General features: G+C 72.6%; 18 protein-coding genes. 6 read left to right on the plus strand and 12 right to left on the minus strand.

What is annotated here, in order from left to right:
• Window positions 1–188, plus strand: a 188-nt coding sequence (locus tag ACFCY1_RS30230; protein ID WP_375876657.1) for an amidohydrolase family protein, incomplete at its 5' end; no start/stop codon positions are given.
• A gap of 69 nt (window positions 189–257) precedes the next feature.
• Here the strand turns inward: ACFCY1_RS30230 and ACFCY1_RS30235 are convergent.
• The gene (locus ACFCY1_RS30235; RefSeq protein ID WP_117489047.1) at window positions 258–1,271 is read right to left on the minus strand and encodes a hypothetical protein; all 1,014 of its coding nucleotides are present in this window, start codon (window positions 1,269–1,271) and stop codon (window positions 258–260) included.
• Between the two features lie 157 nt (window positions 1,272–1,428).
• On the minus strand, window positions 1,429–3,216 hold the full coding sequence (locus ACFCY1_RS30240) for a diguanylate cyclase (protein WP_049655177.1): 1,788 nt from the start codon (window positions 3,214–3,216) through the stop codon (window positions 1,429–1,431).
• Between the two features lie 362 nt (window positions 3,217–3,578).
• Here ACFCY1_RS30240 and ACFCY1_RS30245 point away from each other — a divergent pair, with 362 nt between their 5' ends.
• On the plus strand, window positions 3,579–4,115 hold the full coding sequence (locus ACFCY1_RS30245) for a flavin reductase family protein (RefSeq protein ID WP_375876677.1): 537 nt from the start codon (window positions 3,579–3,581) through the stop codon (window positions 4,113–4,115).
• An 11-nt stretch (window positions 4,116–4,126) separates the two neighbouring features.
• Here ACFCY1_RS30245 and arfB read toward each other — a convergent pair whose 3' ends face one another.
• Window positions 4,127–4,561 (minus strand): alternative ribosome rescue aminoacyl-tRNA hydrolase ArfB, encoded by a 435-nt coding sequence (gene arfB / locus ACFCY1_RS30250; RefSeq protein ID WP_049655169.1) that lies wholly within the window; start codon window positions 4,559–4,561, stop codon window positions 4,127–4,129.
• Between the two features lie 98 nt (window positions 4,562–4,659).
• Between arfB and ACFCY1_RS30255 the strand changes: the two genes are divergently transcribed.
• Window positions 4,660–5,157 carry a hypothetical protein gene (locus ACFCY1_RS30255; RefSeq protein WP_369808326.1) on the plus strand — a complete coding sequence of 166 codons (498 nt, stop codon included), beginning with the start codon at window positions 4,660–4,662 and terminating at the stop codon, window positions 5,155–5,157.
• Window positions 5,158–5,291: 134 nt separating this feature from the next.
• Window positions 5,292–5,867 carry a TerD family protein gene (locus tag ACFCY1_RS30260; RefSeq protein WP_049655167.1) on the plus strand — a complete coding sequence of 192 codons (576 nt, stop codon included), beginning with the start codon at window positions 5,292–5,294 and terminating at the stop codon, window positions 5,865–5,867.
• A gap of 88 nt (window positions 5,868–5,955) precedes the next feature.
• Here ACFCY1_RS30260 and ACFCY1_RS30265 read toward each other — a convergent pair whose 3' ends face one another.
• The 7 genes from ACFCY1_RS30265 to ACFCY1_RS30295 form a co-directional block, all read right to left on the minus strand.
• A complete protein-coding gene (locus ACFCY1_RS30265) occupies window positions 5,956–7,056 on the minus strand; it encodes a hypothetical protein (RefSeq protein ID WP_375876658.1) in 1,101 nt (366 codons plus the stop codon).
• 214 nt (window positions 7,057–7,270) lie between these two features.
• The gene (locus ACFCY1_RS30270; protein WP_049654061.1) at window positions 7,271–7,759 is read right to left on the minus strand and encodes a DUF3180 domain-containing protein; all 489 of its coding nucleotides are present in this window, start codon (window positions 7,757–7,759) and stop codon (window positions 7,271–7,273) included.
• A 178-nt stretch (window positions 7,760–7,937) separates the two neighbouring features.
• Complete coding sequence (folK, locus tag ACFCY1_RS30275) at window positions 7,938–8,537, minus strand: 2-amino-4-hydroxy-6-hydroxymethyldihydropteridine diphosphokinase (protein ID WP_117489038.1); 600 nt, start codon at window positions 8,535–8,537, stop codon at window positions 7,938–7,940.
• A 120-nt stretch (window positions 8,538–8,657) separates the two neighbouring features.
• Complete coding sequence (folB, locus tag ACFCY1_RS30280; protein WP_049654068.1) at window positions 8,658–9,017, minus strand: dihydroneopterin aldolase; 360 nt, start codon at window positions 9,015–9,017, stop codon at window positions 8,658–8,660.
• A 246-nt stretch (window positions 9,018–9,263) separates the two neighbouring features.
• Complete coding sequence (locus tag ACFCY1_RS30285; protein ID WP_049654066.1) at window positions 9,264–9,743, minus strand: nuclear transport factor 2 family protein; 480 nt, start codon at window positions 9,741–9,743, stop codon at window positions 9,264–9,266.
• 28 nt (window positions 9,744–9,771) lie between these two features.
• Entirely contained in the window at window positions 9,772–10,644 is an 873-nt protein-coding gene (gene folP / locus ACFCY1_RS30290) for a dihydropteroate synthase (protein ID WP_049654059.1), read from the minus strand.
• Window positions 10,645–10,734: 90 nt separating this feature from the next.
• Entirely contained in the window at window positions 10,735–12,576 is a 1,842-nt protein-coding gene (locus tag ACFCY1_RS30295) for a phosphatidylglycerol lysyltransferase domain-containing protein (RefSeq protein ID WP_079272951.1), read from the minus strand.
• Window positions 12,577–12,953: 377 nt separating this feature from the next.
• On the opposite strand from ACFCY1_RS30295, the gene ACFCY1_RS30300 reads away from it, so the two are divergent.
• Window positions 12,954–14,108 carry an esterase family protein gene (locus ACFCY1_RS30300; RefSeq protein WP_063780220.1) on the plus strand — a complete coding sequence of 385 codons (1,155 nt, stop codon included), beginning with the start codon at window positions 12,954–12,956 and terminating at the stop codon, window positions 14,106–14,108.
• 113 nt (window positions 14,109–14,221) lie between these two features.
• On the plus strand, window positions 14,222–15,016 hold the full coding sequence (locus ACFCY1_RS30305; protein ID WP_375876659.1) for a ferritin-like domain-containing protein: 795 nt from the start codon (window positions 14,222–14,224) through the stop codon (window positions 15,014–15,016).
• Window positions 15,017–15,036: 20 nt separating this feature from the next.
• Here ACFCY1_RS30305 and folE read toward each other — a convergent pair whose 3' ends face one another.
• Both folE and ftsH read right to left on the minus strand, forming a co-directional pair.
• Window positions 15,037–15,642 carry a GTP cyclohydrolase I FolE gene (folE, locus tag ACFCY1_RS30310; RefSeq protein ID WP_049654054.1) on the minus strand — a complete coding sequence of 202 codons (606 nt, stop codon included), beginning with the start codon at window positions 15,640–15,642 and terminating at the stop codon, window positions 15,037–15,039.
• Window positions 15,643–15,748: 106 nt separating this feature from the next.
• A complete protein-coding gene (gene ftsH / locus ACFCY1_RS30315; protein WP_074006436.1) occupies window positions 15,749–17,803 on the minus strand; it encodes an ATP-dependent zinc metalloprotease FtsH in 2,055 nt (684 codons plus the stop codon).
• Between the last annotated feature and the right edge of the window lie 208 nt (window positions 17,804–18,011).

Consider the following 18,011-nt stretch of genomic DNA (forward strand, 5'->3'; position numbering starts at 1 on the left):
CCGTCGAGTCGCTGTCCGCCACCCCGGCCCGGCTGCTCGGCCTGGGCGACTCGATCGGCTCGCTGGAGACCGGCAAGCTCGCCGACCTGGTCGTGCTCGACTCGGAGGGCTACGACCTGGTCGCGGTGATGCGCCGCGGCCGGTGGATCGTCGGCGGCGAGAGGTTCTCCACCGTCGAGCCCGCCTGAGCGACGCCGACGGCCGCCCTCCCCCACGCGGGGACGGGCGGCCGTGGTGTGTCCGGAGGAGGGGCGGGCTCAGCCGCCCGGCTCGATGGTGATCTGGTCGACCAGGACCGCGCCGGAGGGCACCGTGAGGGTCACCGTGTTCGGCCCGGCCTGGAACTGCGGCAGTATCCAGGTGCTGTACCAGGCGGAGGTCTGGTCCTTGGGCTGCGGCCCGTAGATCCTGTACGTCACCCCGCTCGGCCAGTCCTTGCCGTTCACCGCGGCCGAGCCCTTGAACTCCGCGCCCGAGTAGTTGTAGTGCACGGTCAGCTTGTACGACCCGGCGGTGGCGATCTCGCCGGTCCAGGTCACCGAGCCGCCCGGCTGGAGCGTCAGGTAGCTGCCGTCGGCCGACTTGGCGCCCTTGACGGTGTTGCCGGAGGGCGCGTTCTGCCCCTGGAGCTGGCCGGCGTCCACGGTCGTCGGTCCGGAGACCGGGGTGGCGCTCGCCGAGGGGGAGCCGCTGGCGGTCGTGGCGGTCGGCCCCGGGGTGGTGGGGGCCGGCGGGGCGGTGGTGGCGGTGCCGCCCTTGCCGGTCTTGTTGTCGTCCGGGTCCCCGGTGGAGAGGGCTATGCCCGCCCCGATCGCTATCGCCGCGACCACGGCCACCGCGCCGATCACCGCGCCCTTGCTCCGGCCGCTGCTGCGCGGCTCCTCCCCCGGCTGCGGCCGGGAGTGCTCGGCGTAGCGGGTCTGCTGGGTGGGCGCCGCACCGTACTCGGGCTGCTGCGGCGGGCCGGGCTGACCGTACGGGGCCTGCGGCTGGCCGCCCGGGTACTGCGGCGGCATGCCCTGCTGGCCGTACGGCTGCTGCTGTTGCTGCTGTGCCCGCGGCGGGTAGCCGTACTGGGCGCGCCCGACCTCCATCGGGCGGCTGTACGGCGTGCGCGGGACCCCCTGCTGCGGCTCGGCCGGCTGCCCGGTGGAACCGTCGGCCGGGCGGTAGAGGTAGCCGAACGGGTCGTCGTCCTGCGGGGCACCGCCCCCCTGGCCCTCGGGCACTCCGTTGCTGCCGGCGGTCGTCACGGTGGTCTGCTCCCCCATCCGGTGCGCCGCCTGCTGCGGGCGGCGCAGATCATGGACGCTGTCGTACCGGGAACCCTACCTGCCGTATGTGACGGCGGGAAAAGAACCCTTGACAACTCACGGGTAACCGGGACCGACCAGGGCCGGCCCGGGCCCGCGGGGGCCGTCCGCCGGCTCAGCCCGCGCGCCGGTGCGAGCGCTCGCCGCGCGCCCCGCGCACCGCCCCGCCCCGGGCCCGCTTCTCGTCGTACATCCGCTCGTCCGCGGTCTGCAGCACCTCCTCGATGCTCATCCCGCAGCCGGCCCAGCCGACGCCGAGGCTCACCCCCACCCGCATCGCCCGTCCGTCGATCCGCATCGGCGGGATGATCGCGCCCCGCAGCCGGTGGGCGAGGTCCTTGGCCTCCTCGCGGCCGATCCCGTCCGCCAGCACCACGAACTCGTCGCCGCCGAGCCGGGCCACCGTGTCGCCGTCCCGGACGGCCTGGCTCAGCCGCCGGGCGACCTCGACCAGCACCGCGTCGCCCGCGTTGTGGCCGAACCGGTCGTTGATCGACTTGAAGCCGTCCAGGTCGCAGAAGAGCACCGCGAGCCCCTTGTCCACCGCCGCCGCCGCGCCCGAGCGGAACGGAGCCGACCAGGCCTCGCCGCCCGGCCCGTACTCGGCCGGGACCACCGCGTGCACGTGCTCCCCGAAGCCCGGGCCGAGCCCGCTCGGCAGCCCCTCGGGCAGGCCGTAGCCGTGCGCCGGCCCGGCGTACCGGTCCGCGCCCTCCAGCCCGTCGTGCGCCGCGTGCGCGCTGTAGGAGTCGGCCGGGTAGCCGTACGGCTGCGGGTAGGCCACCTCGACCTGCCCGCCGGTGGCGCCGACCGGCTGCGGCTGGGCGCAGAGCCGGCGGGCCAGCCGGGCCTTGAGCTCGGCGCCGTTCGGCAGCCCGGTCAGGGCGTCGTGGCTGGCCCGGTGGGCGAGCTGGAACTCGTGCCGCTTGCGGTCCTCGATGTCCTCGACGTGGGTGAGCAGGAAGCTCGGCCCCTCGGCCGCGTCCGCGACGATCGAGTTGCGCAGGCAGACCCACTGGTAGCCGCCATCCCGCCGGGAAAGCCGCAGCTCCGCGCGGCCGCTCTCGGCGCTGGTGCGCTCCAGCAGCGCCCGGTCCTCGGGGTGCACGAGGTCGGCGAAGCTCTGCTGGCGCAGCACCGCCCGGGGCCGGCCGAGCAGTCGGCAGAGCGCGTCGTTGACCCTGGTCAGCTGGCCGCGCCCGACGCCGTGCAGCTCGGTGATCGCCATCCCGCTGGGCGCGTACTCGAAGGCCTGGCGGAAGCTCTCCTCGCTGGCCCGCAGCGCCTGCTGCTCCTTCTCCAGGCGGGCCAGCGCGCGCTGCATCTCGGCCCGCAGCCGGGCGTTGCCGATCGCGATGGAGGCCTGCAGCGAGAACATCTCCAGCGCCTCGCGGGTCCAGGCGCCGGGCCGCTTGCCGCTGCGCGGGCGGTCCACCGAGAGGACGCCGAGGAGGTCGCCGCCGGCGCTGTACATCGGGGCGAGCAGCCCGTCGGCGGGGTGCCAGTCGTTGGCGTACACCGGCAGCGGGCCGTCCCCGATCCAGCGCGGGATGTCGCTGGCGACGGCCCAGCCGCGGTCGTACGGCAGGAAGCGCAGGGTGCCCCAGTGGTCGCTGACGCCGAGCAGCCGGTCCCAGGACTCCCGGGAGCCGACCTGGCCGAGCAGGACAGAGGGGCCGCCCATCGGGCTCTCCTCCAGCTCCCAGACAGCCGCCACCACGAGGTCGCCGTCGGGCCGGACGAGGCTGACCGCGGCGGCGTCGAAGCCGAGCCCGTGCACCGCGCCCTCGACCACGGCCTGGAGCGTGCCAGCGAGGCTGCGGGCAGCGTTGAGGTCCGCCACGACCCGGTGCAAGGTGCGGAGGGTCGCGAGACGGACGTACGGCTCCGACTCGGCTTCCATGCGGGGGCTCCCCGGCTGCTTCGGATAGTTCTTGATTGGTTATCGTCCGATTGCCAGAAGAACTGAATCACAGGGAGCACAGCGCTCGGCACGCTCGGTCAGCAATAGGCCATCACTTGTGACTTAAATCACACGAGACTAATGCGCCCTTAATCAGTTCATCTGTCCCGTAGTGGGACATACAGCGCCATCGGAACTTTTCTGGTGGTCGACCGCATTGGCCGCCGACTGAAGCCGACTGCACCCGCCAGTCCGGTCGCTTCACTCCTGAGGGTGAGTTCGGCCACCGGGCGTAACCCTTCGGCCGGACCGCCGGTCCTACGACCAAGGCCCGATGCCGTTCCTCCCGGGTGACGACTACCGTGCGGTACGTGTACCCGTCGCCGCAGCCCGAAGCTGCCCCCCACGCCACGCCCGACGAGTTCCGGGCTGCCCTCTCCCAGCTCGCCGCCGGCGTGAGCCTGGTGACCGTCCACGACCCGGAGGACGGCGAGGACGTCGGCATGACCGCCACGTCCTTCCTCTCGGTGTCGCTGGAGCCGCCGCTGGTGCTGATCTCGGTCCGCGAGGACTCCCGGATGGACGAGGTGCTCTCCCGGGTGGACAACTGGGCGGTCTCGGTGCTGACCGAGGGACAGAAGACGCTCGGCTCCCGGTTCGCCATGAAGGGCCGTCTCAGCGACCGGCTGCTGTTCGCGGACACCCCGCACCACCGCGGCCCGCGCACCGGCGCCCCGCTGGTCGACGGCGCGCTGGCCACCGTCGAGTGCCGCACCGAGCAGCGGATACCCGCCGGCGACCACACCCTGCTGCTCGGCCGCGTCCTGGAGGCCACGGTGCCCGACCCCGGCGGCCGCCCGCTGCTCTACTTCCGCGGCGGTTACCGCACCCTCGGCTGAGGCCGCGCCGGCTACTCGCCGCCCCGCGGCGCCCGGCGGCCCCGCTTCAGCTCGGAGCGGTGCTTCTTGTTCTCCAGCCGCCGCTGGACCATCCCCCGGCTCGGCCTGGTCGCCCGCCGGGCCTTCGGCGGCGGCGCGCACGCCTCGGTCAGCAGCGCCGACAGCCGGGCCGCGGCCGCCTCCCGGTTGCGCCACTGCGAGCGGAACTCCGAGGCCTGGACCACCAGCACCCGGCCGTCCACCAGCCGGCCGGCCAGCCGCTCCAGCGCGCGCTCGCGCCACACCTCGGGCAGCGCCCTGGTCGAGGCCAGGTCGAAGCGCAACTCGGCCTTGGAGTCGGAGGTGTTGACGTGCTGGCCGCCGGGGCCGGAGGAACGCGAGAAGCGCCAGACGAGCTCGGCGTCGGGGACGACCACCGACCCCCGTACGCGGATGGGCTCGGACATGCGCCCATCATCCCGCGCCCGGCCCGCCCGGTCACCCGGATATCGGTACGCCCCCCGCTTCCGCACCCGGTTACCCCCGGGCGCCCCGAGCCCCGACAATGGCGTACGTGATCGAGCTCGGCTACTCCCTCTCCAACCGCTTCCCCGACCCCCCGCAGACGGACTACCGCACCGCGTCCGTGCACGCCCTGCGGTACGACCTGTTCTGCGGCGACGTCTACCTGGACGGCGAGGGCTCGGAACTGTCCACCGCCTGGGGCTGGGTGCCCGTGCTCGACTTCGCCTGGGCGCTGTGCGACGTCGCCGAACTCCTGGACCGCGACCCGGACGGCGTCCGGGCCGCCCGGGTGCAGACCGCCGACCTCGACTTCACCCAGAACACCGAGCTGCTGCGCTTCGCCCGCCGCTTCAACTGGGTCGAGGTCACCGCCACCTGGCTGCCGGACGAGCCGCCGGTGGTGGTCCGCCACGGCGAGCTGCGGCGCGAGGCCCGGGACTTCCTCCAGGACACCCTGGCCGACCTCTTCGACATGCACCCCGACCTGGCCGACAACCCGAACATCTGGACGCTGCAGGGCCGGTTCCGGCGCATCTGACACGTCCTTTGCCCGGTCTTTGCCCTCCGTTGGGCGCCCACGAAGAATTCACGGCCCCTGCGGAACCAAGCCACCGCGGTATTGCGTTGTCCCGGGAAATAGCGAACGAAGCGAACGAAGGGACTGCAATCGTCATGCCAGTGAGCCTCTCCAAGGGTGGCAACGTCTCGCTGACCAAGGAGGCCCCCGGCCTGTCCGCGGTCACCGTCGGCCTGGGTTGGGACGTCCGCACCACGACCGGCGCCGAGTTCGACCTCGACGCCAGCGCGATCGTCCTGAACGCGGACGGCAAGGTGCTGTCCAACGGCCACTTCGTCTTCTTCAACAACACCAGCACGCCGGACAACACCGTCGTGCACACCGGTGACAACCGCACCGGCGAGGGCGCGGGCGACGACGAGTCGATCAACATCAACCTGGCCGGCCTGCCGGTCGAGGCCGCCAAGATCACCTTCCCGGTCACCATCTACGACGGCACCGCCCGCGGCCAGAACTTCGGCCAGGTCCGCAACGCCTACATCCGCGTGGTGAACGCGGCCGGCGGCGCCGAGATCGCCCGCTACGACCTCTCCGAGGACGCCGCCACCGAGACCGCGATGATCTTCGGCGAGCTCTACCGCAACAACGGGGAGTGGAAGTTCCGCGCCGTCGGCCAGGGCTACGCCTCCGGCCTGGCCGGCATCGCCCAGGACTTCGGCGTCCAGCTCTGACGCACCCGCGGACAACGCCGCGGCGCGGGAAGTCGGTCCGTCCGACTCCCCGCGCCGCGGTTTCTCCGTTTCCGGGGCCCGGCGGGCCTCAGCGCGAGGCGCGCAGCTCCGGCAGCTGGATCAGCTCGGTCTCGTCCTCCGGCGTCAGGTCCACCACGGTCGGCTCGCCCTGCTCCGGCCGCTCGGCCGACTCCGCCGCCCGGGCCTCGGCCACGGCCTTCTCGGCCACCGCCTCGTCGCCCACCACGTCCGCCAGGTCGGCGCGCTCCCCCAGTTCGGCGACGCTGCCCACCGCCGGTGCCGGGGCCGCCGGGCGCGCCGGGGCAGCCGCACCGCGGCCGAAGAAGCTGAAGCCCTGCCCGCGGGCCGGACCGGACTGCGCCGGACGCGGCCGCTGCCGCTCCACCGGCGCGGGCGCCGCGGCCGGCCCGGCCGACGCGCCACCGAGCTGACCGACCGTCGCGGTCAGCGCCGGACGCACCGGCTCGGGCCGCACCGGCGCCGGGGCCGCCGGAGCCTGCCCCGGGGTCGGCACCGAGGGCGCCACCGGGGCCGGCACGGCCACCGACGCGGCCGGGGCGACCGGCGACTCCTTCGCGGGCTTCCGCAGGGCCACCTCCGCGCCCGCCGTACGCGCCCGCCGGGCCTCCTGCTCCGCCGCGCGGCGCTCCAGCAGCCGCAGCACGGACGCCGCCCGCACGTAGGCGGCCGGGCTGGCCGGGTGCTTCGGACGGCTCGCGGCGAGCGCCTGCTGGGCCGCCTCGGCCTCCTTGAGCGCCTGCTCGGCGACCGCCACGGCCCGCTCGCGCAGCAGCCGGGCGATCTCGGTCTCGGCCTTCGCCAACCGCGACTTCTCCGCCGTCAGCCGCCGCCCGAACCGGGTGGCCCGCTCCTCGGCGACCTCCGCCGCGTACTCGGCCTCGGCCAGCTGCTCCTCGAACCGCTCCTCGGCGCGCAGCCGCTGGGCCGCGGACGTCTCGGCGGCCGCCCGGGCCGCCTTGTCCCGCTGGCGCAGCAGCAGCGCGAAGCCGAGCGTCGCGATCACCGCCGCGACGCCCACCGAGCGCACCAGGACGGTGTCCTGACTGAAAAGCAGAGCGGCCAGTGCGGCGACCAGCAGCACGCCGGCGGCGGTGGGGGGAAAGACCCGGCCGAGGACGGAGGAATGACGGTGGCGTCCGCGAGACATGTCCAAGAAACTAGCGTGCGAATTGGGGGCCTGTCAGCCCAGGGTCCCCTTCCGCCCTTGACAGGGTGCGGTTTTTACCGCACGTGCCCGGATTCTCACGCAAGATCACGAGGAAAGCCCTGCTCAGCGGTGCCGACGAGGCCGACGGTGCCGGCGGGGCCGTCGAGGCCCCCGTGACGCCCGGGCGGCGCCCCGGCGCTGCCCCGGCCGCGTCTCAGCGGTGCGACGCCGCCGGACCGCCCGGGTCGTCGTGGTTCTCCGGCAGCTTGCACACGTGCTGGATCCAGAGCGCCGCCGCGATCACCGCGGCCCCCGCCAGCACCGCGAGCCCGGCCGTCACGGCCTGGTCCTTGCGGGCCGACACGTCCAGCTCGCCCAGCAGGTAGATCCCGGCCCCCGCGTAGATCCCGGTGACCACCGAGGAGACCAGCGCGCTGGCCTGCCCCAGCACCACCGCCCGGGCCGCCAGCAGCGGGTCGACCCCCTTCGCCCCGGGCTGCCGCTCGCGCACCGCCTTCAGCCGGGCCCGCAGCGACAGCGCGGTCGCCAGCAGGACCACCGCGACCGCCGCCAGCACCACCGGCGCCGCGGCCGGCACCGCCGGCAGCGTGTCCACGGAGGCCCACAGCTTGGAGCCGGCCCAGGACAGCGCCGTCGTGGCGGCGGTGATGCCGATCAGGAGGCGGAGGCGAAGCAGCTTCACTCGGAGGAGGTCCTTCCCGGGTACCCGAACCGGCCGCCCGCCCGGTGGCGCGGCGACGCCAGGCCACCGTACCGGGCCCGGCCGGGCGGGCACCCGCGTGAACGGCGGACACCTACTCGTACGGCCGGGCCCCCGGCCGAGTTCCCCGGGCAACGGCCCCGGTCACCGGCCTCCGGACCTACTCGGGCAGCGTCAGCCCGATGTCCTCGCGGCGCTTCACGCCCTGCGCGTCCGGACCGCCCAGCGCGGTCAGCAGCGCGTCCACCCGCCCGTGCCCGGGCACCTCGGCCTCCGGCTGGGCGTCCAGCCAGGGGGCGAGCACGAAGGCGCGCTCGTGCGAGCGCGGGTGCGGCAGCAGCAGCTGCGGGTCGTCGCTCAGCACGCCCTCGTAGGCCAGGATGTCGACGTCCAGGGTGCGCGGGCCCCAGTGGACGGTCCGCACCCGCCCGAAGGCGTCCTCGATGGCGTTGCCGCGCTCCAGCAGGTCCCGCGGGGGCAGCGAGGTGCGCAGCACCACGACCGCGTTGTAGTAGTTCGGCTGCTCGTCCGGCCCGCCGACGGCCTCGGTCTCGTACACCGCGGAGACGGCCTTGATCTTCAGCCCCGGGGTGTCGGCGAGCGCGTCGACGGCCCCCTGGAGGGTGTCCAGCCGGTTGCCCAGGTTGCTGCCGAGCGCGATCACCGCGCAGCGCTGGCTGTGCAGCGTGGTGTCGGCGGAGTCCACCCGGCTCTCCAGGTCGAACGCGTTCGGCGTGGCGGTCGGGTCACTGGTGCTCATGCGCCCGCCTCGCTTCGCTCAGCAGGGGCACTCACCCATGCGCACCTCTTGATCATCCGCTCGCTTCGCTCGCTCATCGGAAAACGTCCTCTACATCGGATACCGGGCGCGCGGTGGGGGTCATGCGCGGCCCCGGTGGATGGTCACGGTCACGTCGTCGAACGGCACGGTGATCGGGGCGTCCGGCTTGTGCACGGTGACCTCGACCTCCTCGACCGCTTCGTGCTTGAGGCACTGGTCGGCGATCCGCTGGGCCAGCGTCTCGATCAGGTCGACCGGCTCCCCGGCGATGATCGCGGTGACCTCCTCCGCCACCAGCCCGTAGTGCGCGGTGCGGGTGAGGTCGTCTCCGGCCGCGGCGGGGCGGGTGTCCAGGTGGAGCACGAGGTCGACCACGAAGGTCTGCCCCTCGACGCGCTCGCGCTCGAAGACGCCGTGGTGGCCCCGGGCTCGCAGCCCCCGCAGGGTGACGCGGTCCAGCAAACGAATCACTGCTCCCAGTCGGACGGGCCCCGCCCGGAGAAAGGCATGGACGGGCAGGGCGAAGGCGGGCGGCACGCCCGCCACTCCGTTTCGAATCTACCCGCGAGCACGGACAACGCCTGACCGTCCTACCCGGCACGAACCGACGCCACGCGCACCGATATGGCGATTGACGTGAACGTTCGGTGACCACTCGGAAATTCCCGGCGACTTCCCGGCACCGCATTTCCGCAAGTGCCGGAATCAGCTCTCCTCGTCGTCGTCCCCGCTGGTCAGAACGGGTGAACCGTGATGCGACCAGAGCTTCCACCCGGCCGGGGTACGACGGAACAGATTCGTCGACACGACCTTTCCGCCGACCAGCGGCCCGAGTTCCCCCTCCTCCTCCGACTCTCCGCCGGACAGGATGTTCTCGGTGCACGTGACAAGGGCCACATCACCGTGCACCTCGGCCTCGACATCGGTCAGGAAGAACTGGATGTACTCCGTGTTCATCATGATCAGCATGTACGAACGGGTCACCTGGGCCCGGCCGCGGAGCACCGGCCAGCCCGGGTGCACGCACACCACGCCACCCTTGTCGTCGGCGTCCGCGGCGCCCAGCCAGGCGTCCTCGACCGCTTCCAGGTCCCCCCGTTCCAGCGCCTCGTAGAGCCCCTGGTTCGCCGCCAGAACGGCCTCCAGGTCCGCCTCGCGGGCCCGCCCGGCCGTACCGCCGCTCAACCTGCCGTCACCTGTCACAGACCCTCCCTCACCCCAACCGCGCCGCGTGCTGCCAGGCCGCGACCACCCGGACGGCATCCGCCGTGCCGGACACGTCGTGCACCCGCACCGCCCAGGCTCCCGCCCGTGCGGACAGCACCGACACCGCGGCCGTCGCGTCGTCGCGCTCCCGGGCCGGGCGCAGTTCCCCGGTTGCCGGGTCGGCGAGCAGCGTACCCAGGAACCGCTTGCGCGAAGCCGCCACGAGCACGGGACGGCCGAGCGCGGTGAGCGCGTCCAGCCGGCCGAGCAGCGCCCAGTTGTGCTCGGAGGTCTTGGCGAAGCCGAGCCCCGGGTCGAGGATCAGCTGGTCCTCCTTGACCCCGGCCGCCAGCAGCGCGTCCACCCGGTCGGTCAGCTCGGCGACCACGTCCCGCACGACGTCGTCGTAGACGGCCATCCGGTCCATGTCGGCGGACTGCCCGCGCCAGTGCATCACCACGAAGGGCGCGCCGGTCTCGGCGACCACCCGGGCCATCGCCGGGTCGGCGAGCCCCCCGGAGACGTCGTTGACGATCGCGGCGCCGGCCTCGACGGCCCGCTCGGCGACCGAGGCGCGCATGGTGTCCACCGAGACCACCACCCCGGCGTCGGCGAGCTCGCGCACCACCGGGATCACCCGGCGCAGCTCCTCCTCCTCGGGGACCCGCTGCGAGCCCGGCCGGGTGGACTCGCCGCCGACGTCCACCAGGTCGGCGCCGCGGGCCCGCAGTGCGAGGCCGTGCGCGATCGCCTTGGCGGGGTCGTGCCACATCCCGCCGTCCGAGAAGGAGTCGGGCGTGACGTTGACCACGCCCATCACGGCGCAGCGCTCCAGTCGCGGCAGACCGGCCGGCAGGGAGAAGGAGGGCGAATCGTTCATGCTTCCCATTATCGAACGGGGCCCCCGCCGAGGATTCTCGGCGGGGGCCCCGTTCCGTGCCGTCGCGGCCCCGAAGGCCCGCGACGGGCCTCAGGCGGCCTCGGTGACCTCACGGGTCGACGGGACCGGCATCAGCCCCTCGCGCTGGCGCCGGCGGCCGAGACGCGGCATCCCGAGCGTGATGAAGGCCTCCGCCTGCATCGCGGCGAAGCCGATCCGCGGCAGGTCCCGGGTGCTCGGGAAGACCAGGAAGCGCGGCTCCCACTCGGGCTGGAACTTGGCGTTGAACTTGTACAGCGACTCGATCTGGAACCAGCGCGACAGGAACACCAGCAGCCCCCGCCAGGCGCGCAGCACCGGGCCGGCGCCGATCCGCTCGCCGCGGGCCAGCGCCGAGCGGAACATCGCGAAGTTGAGCGACACCCGGCGCACGCCCATCGCGGGCACCGCCTGCAGCGCGGCGACGATCAGCAGCTCGTTCAGGCCCGGGTCGGCGGCGCGGTCGCGGCGCATCAGCTCCAGCGAGATGCCGTCCGGGCCCCAGGGCACGAAGTGCAGCACGGCCTTCAGGTCGTCGCCCTCCTCGCCCTCCTCCGGGGCCTTGTGGGCGGTGACCACCACGCAGTCGTCGTCCAGCGGGTCGCCGAAGCGGCCGAGGGCCATCGAGAAGCCCCGCTCGGTGTCGGTGCCGCGCCAGCGGGCGGCGGCGTCGGCGATCCGGTACTTCTCCTCCACGGTGAGCTCGGAGACCCGGCGCACCTGGCAGGAGTAGCCGTTGCGCTCGATCCGCTTGACCATCTGGCGCACGTTGCGCATGGCCCGGCCGGAGAGCGAGAAGGACGCGGTGTCCACGATCGCCTCGTCGCCCAGCTCCAGCGCGTCCAGGCCCGCCTCACGGGTCCAGACCTCGCCGCCGACCTCGCTGCACCCCATCACGGCCGGCACCCAGGCGTGCTCGCGGGCCTCGGCCATGAACACCTTGATCGCGCCCGGCCAGGCCTCGACGTCGCCGACCGGGTCGCCGGAGGCCAGCATCACGCCGGAGACCACCCGGTAGGAGATCGCGGCCTTGCCGGTGGGCGAGAACAGCACGCTCTTGTCGCGGCGCAGCGCGAAGTAGCCGAGCGAGTCGCGCTCGCCGTGCCGCTTGAGCAGCTCGCGGACCTTCTCCTCGTCCTCCGCGGTCAGCTCGGGCTTCGGCTTGCCCGGGCGCAGCGCCAGGTACGCGGTGGTGAAGGCGGTCAGCAGGCCGAGCCCGCCGAGCAGGTAGGCGACCAGGTCGGACATCCGGACGTTGTTGTACCGGATCGGGCCCTCGAAGCCGAACAGTCCGTACCCGACGTGCTGCAGGCGCTCGGTCAGGCCCGGGTGGCCGATCTCGTACTTGGTCCGGGTGCTCACGATCAGCAGGCCGAGCAGCACGCTGAGGACGCCCATGACGACCAGGTTGACCACCGCCCGCCAGCGGGTGCGCGGGTCGGCCTTGGCGTAGAACTCGCGCTGGTGGACCAGCATCACGGCGAGGACCACCAGCGAGACGACCGCCGGGCCGATCTGGTGCCAGCGCACGATGTGCAGCCCGGCGCTGACCGGCAGCAGCACGCAGACCGCCCGCCAGGCCCGCCGCTTGCGCCGGCGCAGCGCGTGCGCCAGCGGCACCAGCAGGATGCCGACCATCAGCGCGCCGACCGCCGCCAGGCTGGTGGTGCCGCCCGGCAGCTGCCCCGCGAAGGTGTGCACCTTCGTGTGCCGGAGCCTGGGGAACACCGCGCTGGCGATGTCCACGAGCCCGATCAGCAGACAGGCGTAGCCGACCGCTCCGGGGAGCCAGGCCCTCGGGACGGCGGACGCCTGGTTGCGCAGCGTCTGCAGGCCGCGGCGACGGCGCGGCGGCTGCTCGGGGCTCGGCTCAACGGACACGGGAACGCTCATGGAAGCTCAGCGTAGAGGCTGCGGTGCGGTGTCCGGTCACTCCGGGGGAGGACGCGTGATGGACCTTCATGCCTATTCCTTCATCAGGCAATGCGCATACCAAGGACCCGGAAACGGTCGGTAAACCGGGGCCGTGGTCGCGCTGCGGGTTGAGCCGGCGGTGGGAGCCGGGGGCCCGCCGCAGCGTGGCGCGACGGGACCCTCCGGGACGCGTTACGTACGGTGGACGCCGCATTCTAGGGCGCCGGTTGCCTCCGGCTCTCCCCGCCCTACCAGCCCGCCCGGGCATCCGGACAGCCTAGCCACGGTGGCCCGGCCTGACGGACCGCCAGACGATGAAGCCTGCACCGACAGTGTCCCACCGGAAGGCCGACGGCATGGAACTGACCAGCGACGCGCTGGTGAACTCGCTTCTCGCACTCGGCGCCGCGGCGGTCGTCACGACCCTGTGGCTCTGGCCGCGGCTGGCGCCGCAACGTCCACTGCCGGTGCTCGGCCGGATCGGGTTACTGACGGTCGTTCAAGCCTCGGTCCTGGCCGTGCTCGCGCTGTCGGTGAACAACTCCTTCGGGTTCTACACCTCCTGGGACGACCTGCTCAGCCCCGGCGGCGCCAAGCTCGCGCTGGCCGGCAACGAGAACCACAGGGGCGGCACCCCGGTCCCCGACGCGCTGGTCCAGCCCACCACCGAGGGCGGCCTGGAGACCATCACCAACCTGCCGAAGGGCCCGCCCGAGGAGGTCGGCAGGATCGAGTCGGTCCGGGTGAGCGGCAAGGAGACGGGCTTCTCCGACCAGATGTTCGTCTACCTGCCGCCCGCGTACTTCGACCCGAAGCTCACCCTGGTCCGCTTCCCCGTCCTGCTGGCCATCGCCGGCTACCCGGGCACCACCCTGAACCTGCTGCACGAGCTGCCCCTCGCCCAGACCGCGATCGAGCTGCAGCGCTCCGGCAAGATGCCGCCGACCGTCCTGGTGATGGCCCGCCCGGCGGTCGTCCCGTCCCGGGACACCGAGTGCGTGGACGTCCCCGGCGGGCCGCGCACCGAGACCTGGTTCGTCAAGGACGTCCCCGAGGCCATCCTCAGCGCCTACCGGGTCGGCCGCACGGCCGGCTCCTGGGGCACCCTCGGCTACTCCACCGGCGGCAGCTGCGCGCTGCGCCTGGCGATGCGCTTCCCGAACGTCTACGGCAGCGCGGCGAGCCTGCACGGCGACTTCACCGTGCGCCAGGACAACTACACCGGCGGCGACCTCTTCAACGGCGACAAGGCGCTGGCCCAGCAGCACGACCTCGGCTGGCGGCTGCAGAACCTGCCGGTCCCGGCGCTCAACGTGCTGGCGGTCTCCACCCGCGCGGAGGGGGACTACCCGCAGACCGTCCAGTTCGTCGACCTCGCCACCAGGACCGCGGCGGCCAACCCCCAGTTCAAGATCGACTCGCTCTACCTGGACGACGGCGGGCACAACTTCGACAGCTGGACCAGGGAGCTGCCGGCCACCCTCGAATGGCTGGGCTCGCACCTCGGCTAGCGCACGTGGGTGACTACCCGCCGGTCGGCCCGCCCGGCCGGCGGCCCGGGGGAACGTATCGCGACCGCCCGTCGGCCCCCGCCGGGCGCCCCCGGACCCGCGCAGGAGGCACTGTGCTGAGCACCCGCTCGCTCTTCGACGAGATCTACCGCAACGACCAGGCGTACCAGCTGTTCTGCAGCATCGCGGCCGGCGGCGAGGACCAGGGCGGCTGGGAGAACGAGCGGATCGCCGCCCTCACCCGGGACCCGGTCCTCGCCCCGAAGGTCGCCCGGCACGGTGCCGACGAGCGCAAGCACGGCCGGATCTTCGCCCAGCTGCTGAACCGGCGCGGCCTGCCCAAGGTGCCCGTGCCCGACGAGACCGACTACTGCATGCTGCTGGAGCGCCAGGGCATCGGCCTCTCGCACGAACGGCTGAACACCGACGTCCCGCTGACCGACCGCGAGCTCATCACCTACCTCGCGCACAGCCGGGTCACCGAGCAGCGCGCCGCCGAGCAGATGCGGCAGCTGGTCAAGGCGTACGCGGACAACCCGGCCCTCGGCCGGGCGATGCGGGTGATCTCCGCCGACGAGGACGACCACCTCGCCTACTGCCACGAGGAGCTGCTGCGGCTGATCTCCGAGGGCCACGGCCCGTACGTCCGGCACGCCCTGGAGACCAGCGCCCGGGGCGAGGTCCGCACCTACCGGGACGTCGGCCTCGCCGTCACCGCCCGGATGGCCCGGATCCTGCGCTGGCCGCGCTGGCAGCTCGCCCTGATCACCCTCGGGGTGCGCGCGCTCCACCTGTACGACCGCGCCTACGGCTGGCGCCGGATGGTCACGCTGCGGATGCCCGAGCACCGCAACGCGCTGGGCACCCCGGCTCCGCCGCACGCGGAGCACGAGGTGCCCGGTTCCTGAACCGTCGGCCGGCCGGCGCCCTACCGGCCGATGATGAGGCTCATCGCCTCGGCCCGGGTGGCCGGGTCGCGCAGCTGGCCGCGCACGCAGGAGGTGATGGTCTTGGCGCCGGGCTTGCGGATGCCGCGCATCGACATGCACATGTGCTCGCACTCGACCACGACGATCGCCCCGCGCGGCTCCAGGATCCGCATCAGCGCGTCGGCGACCTGGCTGGTCAGCCGCTCCTGCACCTGCGGCCGGCGGGCGTAGACGTCGACCAGCCGGGCGAGCTTGGACAGCCCGGTGATCTTGCCGCTGGTGGACGGGATGTACCCGACGTGGGCCACGCCGCGGAACGGCACCAGGTGGTGCTCGCAGACCGAGGTCAGCTCGATGTCCTTGACCAGCACCATCTCGTCGTGGCCGAGGTCGAAGGTGGTGGTGAGGACGTCCTCGGGCTCCTGCCACAGGCCCGCGAATATCTCCTTGTAGGCGCGCGCCACCCGGGCCGGGGTCTCCAGCAGGCCCTCGCGGTCCGGGTCCTCCCCGACGGCGAGGAGCAGCTCGCGGATGGCGTTCTCGGCCCGCTTCTGGTCGAAGGTACCGACGGCGGGCGGACCGTCGAAGGTCACCGGGTCGATCATGCGGGCCTCGCTTATGTATCGGAAGACTCTGGCTGAACAGCACGGATGCCGCGCCTCCAGGGTACAAACCCTGGTGACGCGGCATCCATTCCCTACGGAGCGGGGGTCAGCCCTCGGTCGGCGGCTCGGTGGCCGGCAGCGGCGGGAGCTTCACGACGTCCACCGGAGCGGCCTCGCCGGAGGCGGCGCCGTTGGTGAGCGCCAGCTCCTTCGGGGACTGCACCGGAGGCCGGGTGGACGGCGTGCGGCGGGCGGAGCCCGTCCAGGCCGGCCGGGTCGGGCGCTTGACGATCGGGGCGAAGACCTCGGCGATCTGCTCCTTGTTCAGGGTCTCCTTCTCCAGGAGCTCCAGGACCAGGTTGTCGAGCACGTCGCGGTTCTCGACCAGGATCTCCCAGGCCTCGTTGTGCGCCGTGTCGATGAGCTTCTTGACCTCTTCGTCGACCAGCCCGGCGACCTCTTCCGAGTAGTCGCGCTGGTGGCCCATCTCGCGGCCGAGGAACGGCTCCGAGTTGTCCGAGCCGAACTTGATCGCGCCGAGGCGCTCGGTCATGCCGTACTGGGTGACCATGGCCCGGGCCGTCGCGGTGGCCTTCTCGATGTCGTTCGAGGCACCGGTGGTCGGGTCGTGGAAGACCAGCTCCTCCGCCGCGCGCCCGCCCATCATGTAGGCGAGCTGGTCGAGCATCTCGTTGCGGGTGGTGGAGTACTTGTCCTCGTCCGGCAGCACCATGGTGTAGCCGAGGGCCCGGCCGCGGGACAGGATGGTGATCTTGTGCACCGGGTCGCTGTACTGGCAGGCCGCCGCGACCAGGGCGTGGCCGCCCTCGTGGTACGCGGTGATCTTCTTCTCCCGGTCGGACATGATCCGCGTGCGCTTCTGCGGACCGGCCACGACGCGGTCGATCGCCTCGTCCAGGATGCCGTTGTCGATCAGCTTCTTGTCCGAGCGGGCGGTCAGCAGCGCCGCCTCGTTGAGGACGTTCGACAGGTCGGCACCGGTGAAGCCGGGGGTGCGCTTGGCGACGGCCGACAGGTCGACGTCGGGCGCGATCGGCTTGCCCTTCTGGTGCACCTTGAGGATGTCCAGCCGGCCCTGGAGGTCGGGGCGCTCGACCGCGATCTGGCGGTCGAAGCGGCCCGGGCGCAGCAGCGCCGGGTCCAGGATGTCGGGGCGGTTGGTCGCGGCGATCAGGATCACGCCGCCCTTGACGTCGAAGCCGTCCATCTCGACCAGCAGCTGGTTGAGGGTCTGCTCGCGCTCGTCGTGGCCGCCGCCGAGGCCCGCGCCGCGGTGCCGGCCGACGGCGTCGATCTCGTCGACGAAGACGATCGCCGGGGCGTTCGCCTTGGCCTGCTCGAAGAGGTCGCGGACGCGGCTGGCGCCGACACCGACGAACATCTCGACGAAGTCCGAGCCGGAGATGGAGTAGAAGGGCACCCCGGCCTCGCCCGCGACGGCGCGGGCCAGCAGGGTCTTGCCGGTGCCGGGCGGGCCGTAGAGCAGCACGCCCTTGGGGATCTTGGCGCCGACGGCCTGGAACTTGGCCGGCTCCTGGAGGAACTCCTTGATCTCGTGGAGCTCCTCGACCGCCTCGTCCGCGCCGGCGACGTCGGCGAAGGTGGTCTTCGGGGTGTCCTTGGTGAGCAGCTTGGCCTTGGACTTGCCGAACTGCATGACCCTGGAGCCGCCGCCCTGCATCTGGTTCATCAGGAACAGGAAGACCAGGACGATGATCACGATCGGGAGCATCGACAGCAGCAGGCTGACGAAGGTGCTCTGCTTCTCCGGGCTGATCGTGTAGCCCTCGGCGAGCGTGCTCGCGTCCTTGTCGTTGACCTGGGCCTGGAGCTTGTCGGCGATGGCGACACCCTGGTCGCCGATGTAAGAGGCCTGGAACTTGGTACCGGACGGGGTCTTGCCCGTTCCGGCACTGGGCAGCGTGGCGCCGTCCTTGAGCTGGATCTTGATCGTGTTCGAGTCACCGGTGGTGATCTGCGCCGACTTGACGTTGTGCGCGTCGATCGCCGCGACGACCTGACCGGTGTCCACCGTCTTGTAGCCGTTGGAGTCCGAAACGACCTGCATCAGCACGATGACGGCGAGGACGGCCAGCACGATCCACATGATCGGCGCACGGAAGTATCGCTTGACGTCCATCCATGCGGGGCGTTGCCGCCCCGTCCCTCCTGCCACTCAACGGCGCCGGGGGGCTGTTGGGCCGCGGCGCAATCCGATTGGTGCTCATGTGAAGAGCGGTTTATTGGACCGTACCGCAGTCGGACCCACCCATGGCGGGAGCACGGCGAGACGGCTGTGGTTCTTTGTCCCCGGGGGTCCAACGGGCGGGAACGGCCTACTGTTCCCG

Source organism: Kitasatospora sp. NPDC056273 (assembly GCF_042268845.1).
Lineage (GTDB): Bacteria > Actinomycetota > Actinomycetes > Streptomycetales > Streptomycetaceae > Kitasatospora.

Coding starts and splice junctions, on each gene's coding strand:
- ftsH (WP_074006436.1), bottom strand. CDS start 17,803: ATGGACGTCAAGCGATACTTCCGTGCGCCGATCATGTGGATCGTGCTG.
- arfB (WP_049655169.1), bottom strand. CDS start 4,561: ATGTCCGAGCCCATCCGCGTACGGGGGTCGGTGGTCGTCCCCGACGCC.
- folK (WP_117489038.1), bottom strand. CDS start 8,537: ATGAGCACCAGTGACCCGACCGCCACGCCGAACGCGTTCGACCTGGAG.
- folE (WP_049654054.1), bottom strand. CDS start 15,642: ATGATCGACCCGGTGACCTTCGACGGTCCGCCCGCCGTCGGTACCTTC.
- ACFCY1_RS30235 (WP_117489047.1), bottom strand. CDS start 1,271: ATGGGGGAGCAGACCACCGTGACGACCGCCGGCAGCAACGGAGTGCCC.
- folP (WP_049654059.1), bottom strand. CDS start 10,644: ATGAACGATTCGCCCTCCTTCTCCCTGCCGGCCGGTCTGCCGCGACTG.
- ACFCY1_RS30265 (WP_375876658.1), bottom strand. CDS start 7,056: ATGTCTCGCGGACGCCACCGTCATTCCTCCGTCCTCGGCCGGGTCTTT.
- ACFCY1_RS30240 (WP_049655177.1), bottom strand. CDS start 3,216: ATGGAAGCCGAGTCGGAGCCGTACGTCCGTCTCGCGACCCTCCGCACC.
- ACFCY1_RS30300 (WP_063780220.1), top strand. CDS start 12,954: ATGGAACTGACCAGCGACGCGCTGGTGAACTCGCTTCTCGCACTCGGC.
- ACFCY1_RS30255 (WP_369808326.1), top strand. CDS start 4,660: ATGGCGTACGTGATCGAGCTCGGCTACTCCCTCTCCAACCGCTTCCCC.
- ACFCY1_RS30295 (WP_079272951.1), bottom strand. CDS start 12,576: ATGAGCGTTCCCGTGTCCGTTGAGCCGAGCCCCGAGCAGCCGCCGCGC.
- ACFCY1_RS30260 (WP_049655167.1), top strand. CDS start 5,292: ATGCCAGTGAGCCTCTCCAAGGGTGGCAACGTCTCGCTGACCAAGGAG.